This window comes from Ilumatobacter sp. (genome assembly GCF_049588435.1).
Classification (GTDB): domain Bacteria; phylum Actinomycetota; class Acidimicrobiia; order Acidimicrobiales; family Ilumatobacteraceae; genus Ilumatobacter_A.
Genome location: NZ_JBAVYV010000562.1, coordinates 1 through 4,582 on the forward strand (window position 1 = coordinate 1; position 4,582 = coordinate 4,582).

Consider the following 4,582-nt stretch of genomic DNA (forward strand, 5'->3'; position numbering starts at 1 on the left):
CGAGTCTGTTGATGTTCCTGTTCCTCGGGATGCTCGTCGCCGATGACGGGTTGGCGCTCGTGCGGTTCGACGATGCCGCGTTGGCGCAGAACGTGGCGTCGGTCGCACTCGTGATCATCCTGTTCGAGGGCGGCCTGGGAACCGAACCGAAGGCATTCCGGGCGGTGGGGGTACCCGCTGCCTTCCTGGCGACGCTTGGGGTGATGATCACCGCCGGGGTCGTCGCTCTGGTGGCCTGGTTCGTGCTGGATCTGGAGTCGACGACCGCGCTGATCCTCGGCGCGGTCGTCGCCTCGACCGACGCCGCCGCGGTGTTCGCCGCCCTGCGCTCCGAGTCGCTGCCGCGACGAACGCAGCGACTGCTGCAACTCGAATCGGGGATGAACGACCCGGTGGCGGTGCTGCTGACGATCGGCATGGTCGAGGTCTGGCGCGGGGATCCGAGCGCCTGGGATTGGGTGAGTTTCCTGACCGTGCAGCTCGGAGCCGGCGTGATCGTCGGGCTCGGAGTCGGGTGGTCCGGACGTTGGGTGGTCGCTCGGATCGCCGGTCCGGCGATGTCATCGCTCGGTGTGATCACGCTCGCCATCGCCGCGATCTCCTACGGCGCAGCCGCGGTGATCGGCGGCTCGGGCTTCCTCGCCGTGTACCTGACGGGCGTCGTCCTCGCCGGGGCACAGCGTTCGGCGCGAGGCGTGCTCTCCTTCCACGAGGGCCTGGCGGCAACCGCGCAGGGGGTGCTGTTCCTGCTCCTCGGGATCCTCGTGTTCCCGAGTCGGCTGCTGGACAACCTCGGGATCGCCGTGGTGATCGCCGTCGTGCTGATCGTCCTCGCTCGACCGCTCGCGGTCCTCGCCGTCCTGAGCTGGTCGCGGACACCGCTCCGCCGGATGGCCGTCATCTCGTGGGCGGGTCTGCGGGGTGCGGTCCCCGTCGTCCTGGCGACGATCCCGTTCACCGCCGGCCATCCCGACGGCGCACTCGTCTTCGACGTCGCGTTCGTCGTCGTGGTGTTGTCGGTCGCGGTCCAGGGTCCGACCGTCGGGATCCTCGCGCGTCGGCTCGGCGTGGTCGCCGAGGAACACGTGACCGTGCGTCCCGAGATCGTCCCGGTCGATGCGCTCGATGCCGACGTGGTCGAGGTGACCCTGCCCGTCGGCTCCCGGATGCATCACTCGACCCTGCGCGACTCTCCACCGCCCGGCGGGTCGCGGGTTGCGCTGATCCGCCGCGGTGACGAGACGATCGTGCCCGACGGTGACACGACGCTGGAGGCCTCCGATGTCCTCCTCGTCGTCGCACCGAAGCGTTGCGATCTCGATGAGATGGAATCGTGGGGTCGCGTCGCACCGTCCGATCGGTCGCACCCGCCCGACGAGTCGGGGTAGCCCGGCTCGCGGAGTCGGCGCTCCACCCGCTCGTCACGATCCGCTGCCGCCCCGGCGCTCTCATCGGTAGCGTCGGGAGCGATGAAGGACCAAGGTGGACCTCCGACGACCGAGCGGCGACGACGGTTGCTCGGAATCAAACTGCGGGCGCTGGTGTCGGAGCATCTCGGCTCTCCGGTCGATGTCGAGCCCGTCGAGTTCGGGACCGGCGCCGGCTTCGTGCTCGACGGCGCCGCGTGGGTGATCGTCGACGGACCGGCAGGCCGCACCCTCGGAGCTTCGCTCGCATGGGCCGTGCGCAATGGGGCCACCTCGCTCGATGTCGTGGTCGATGATGGGGGAGGACAGGTCGCCCGTCGCGCCGGCGGATTCGACTTTCCGGTCGGTGTCTGGTTCCCGGAGGAGCGCGCGCTGCTTCCGATCGTGGCCGAGACCCGGCCCGAGGCGCCGTCGCTGTCTGCCGATCACCTGGAGTTGCTCCCGATGATCGAGGCGGGTGGTGCGCGTCCGCACACCGAACGCGGCGTCGTGTCGGGCGAGGTGCGCGGCCTCGAGGTCTGCCGGGTCGTGGACGAGCCGACGATCGGCAACTTCGCCGAACTCAACGACGTCCCCGAGGACCTCATCGCCGCGCGGGTCGACGCATCCGACGGCATCATTCTCGAGGTGGGTGTCGGCGCCAACGATCGTGAGGCGTTCCAGCTGATCCACGGCCACCGGCCGACACAGGAAGCGCTCGCCGACGTCGTCTCGGCCGTCACCGCGTATCGCAGCCTCGACGCTCCGCAGCACCCACTCAACCGGATGGCCCCCGAGCGCTTCCTGCGCTGGCAGGTCGAGGAGGCCCCCGCACTCCTGGGGCTCACATCGCTCGAGGCGATCGATCCACCGGTCGACCGTCAGAGCATGAAGCACCCCGAGCCGTGTGCCGCCCGGGGCATCGACGAGTCGGGGGCGGCCGTGGCCGTCGTGTTCTCGGCGGGTGTCGATCTCGATCTGATCCCGTTCGTCGCGGATGTCTCACTCGGTCTCGATGACGAGATCGAGCGGATCGTCGTCGCCGTCCCGGGTCGCGACCTCGTTCCGGTGACCGCCGACCTCGCCGCCCTGCTCGTTCGTCCGATCGAACTCGTCGCGCTGTGAGCACGGGAGCCTGACGTGGCGACGATCGACCGGCGTGCACAGATCGTCGACGAGTACGAGACGCTCGAGCACCAGCTCGCGGACCCGGAGGTACTGGCCGACCCCGATCAGTTGCGTACGGTGTCCAAGCGCTACAACGAACTCGGTCCGGTCGTCGCCAAGGTGCGCCGATACGACGAACGCCGGGGCGACGCCGATGCCGCGCGACAGATGCTCGACGGATCGAGCGGCGACGAGCGACAGATGCTCGTCGACGAGATCGAGACCGTGGCGATCGAACTCGCCGCACTCGACGTGGAACTTCGCGACATGATGATCCCGAAGGATCCGCACGACGGCCGCGACGTGATCGTCGAGATCCGTGGTGCCGAGGGCGGCGAGGAAGCCAACCTGTTCGCGCGTGACCTCTTCGAGATGTACGAGAGCTACTGCGCGACGCATCGTTGGAAGCTCGAGACGCTCTCGTCGTCGACGAGTGACATGGGCGGATACAACGACATCACGTTCGTGGTCCACGGCGACACGGCGTGGCGCCACCTCAAGTTCGAGGGCGGCCCGCACCGGGTCCAGCGGGTTCCGGTCACCGAGAGCCAGGGTCGGATCCACACGTCGTCGGCCACGGTGACGGTGTTGCCCGACGTGGACGAGGTCGACGTCGATGTCGACGAGCGCGACCTGGAAATCGACGTGTACCGATCGAGCGGCGCCGGCGGGCAGCACGTCAACACCACGGACTCCGCGGTCCGCATCACGCACGTGCCGACCGGTGTGGTCGTGACCATGCAGGACGAACGTTCGCAACTCCAGAACCGCAACCGTGCGATGCAGGTCCTGCGCGCTCGGTTGTTCGAACGCGCGGAGGCAGAGCGCGCCGCCGAGCTGTCGAGCGAACGTCGCGCTCAGGTCGGCGGCGGTGGCCGCAGCGAGAAGATCCGGACGTACAACTACAAGGAGAACCGGGTGACCGATCATCGGATCGGGTTCACCGTGTACCGACTCGCCGACATTCTCGGAGGCGATCTCGACATCGTCGTGAACGCACTCGCCACCGAGGAACGGACGCGACTGCTCGCCGAAGGTTCGATCGATGACGTCGGCGGCTGACAGCGACGGGCGGGCCGACCGAGCCGGTTCCGGAGATCCGGCCGGGTCGGACGAACGCACGATCAGTTGGCGCGTGTTGTTGGCGGAGACGACCGTGCTGCTCGACGATCCCACCCACGCTCGCTGGATCTGCGAGACCGCGACGTCATCGACGCCGGACGAGTTCACCGCGATGCTCGACCAGCCAGCGACCGAGCGGGCCGTCGGCCACCTCGACGCGATGGTCGCGCGGGCACGCGCCGGTGAGCCGATCCAGTACGTGTTGGGGGGCTGGGGATTTCGCCGTCTCGACCTCGCGGTCGACGAGCGCGTCCTGATCCCCCGGCCCGAGACCGAACTCGTCGCGGAGGTGGCGATCGAGTTGGCGGCCGGCGCCGGTCCGATCCGCCGGGTCGCCGACCTCGGCACCGGATCGGGGGCGATCGGCCTCGCGATGGCCGACGAACTTCCGCACGACGGCACCACGGTCTGGATCTCCGATGCCTCGTCCGATGCGCTCGATGTCGCTCGTTCGAACCTCGCCGGAATCGGTCGTGGGGCGGTCAACGTCGTCGTCGCCGAGGGGTCGTGGACCGACGCGTTGCCCGTCGGTGTCGCGTTCGACGTGATCGTCTCCAACCCGCCGTACGTGGCGGATGCGTCGACCGAGATCGAATCGATCGTGGCCGACTGGGAACCGACCGATGCGCTGTACGCGGGACCCGATGGGCTCGACGACATCCGCCTCCTGACGCGTACCGCGCCGGCCCACATCCGGCCCGGTGGCTGGCTGGTGCTCGAGCACGGACACGACCAGGGCGATGCCGTCCGTTCGCTGCTGACGTCCAGTGGCCTGGTCGACGTGGAGACCCGACGCGATCTCGCCGGTCTCGATCGGATGTCACTCGGCCGCCGTCCCGTGCATCTGTTCGACGTGGAGACCCCAGCGTTACGTAACGGGTCAGACC

General features: G+C 68.8%; 4 protein-coding genes. All 4 read left to right on the forward strand.

Features of this window, described 5'->3' with window-relative positions:
• Nucleotides 1-1,388: potassium/proton antiporter (locus WBV89_RS21200; RefSeq protein WP_423983319.1), on the forward strand; the 1,388-nt coding region annotated here is incomplete at its 5' end.
• Nucleotides 1,389-1,469: 81 nt separating this feature from the next.
• Nucleotides 1,470-2,531: a hypothetical protein gene (locus WBV89_RS21205; protein WP_423983320.1), complete on the forward strand. Its 1,062-nt coding sequence runs from the start codon at nt 1,470-1,472 to the stop codon at nt 2,529-2,531.
• A 15-nt stretch (nt 2,532-2,546) separates the two neighbouring features.
• Complete coding sequence (gene prfA, locus WBV89_RS21210) at nt 2,547-3,635, forward strand: peptide chain release factor 1 (RefSeq protein WP_423983321.1); 1,089 nt, start codon at nt 2,547-2,549, stop codon at nt 3,633-3,635.
• The coding region (gene prmC, locus WBV89_RS21215; RefSeq protein WP_423983322.1) for a peptide chain release factor N(5)-glutamine methyltransferase at nt 3,619-4,582 on the forward strand (964 nt) is incomplete at its 3' end. The genes prfA and prmC, both read left to right, overlap by 17 nt.

Coding starts and splice junctions, on each gene's coding strand:
- WBV89_RS21205 (WP_423983320.1), top strand. CDS start 1,470: ATGAAGGACCAAGGTGGACCTCCGACGACCGAGCGGCGACGACGGTTG.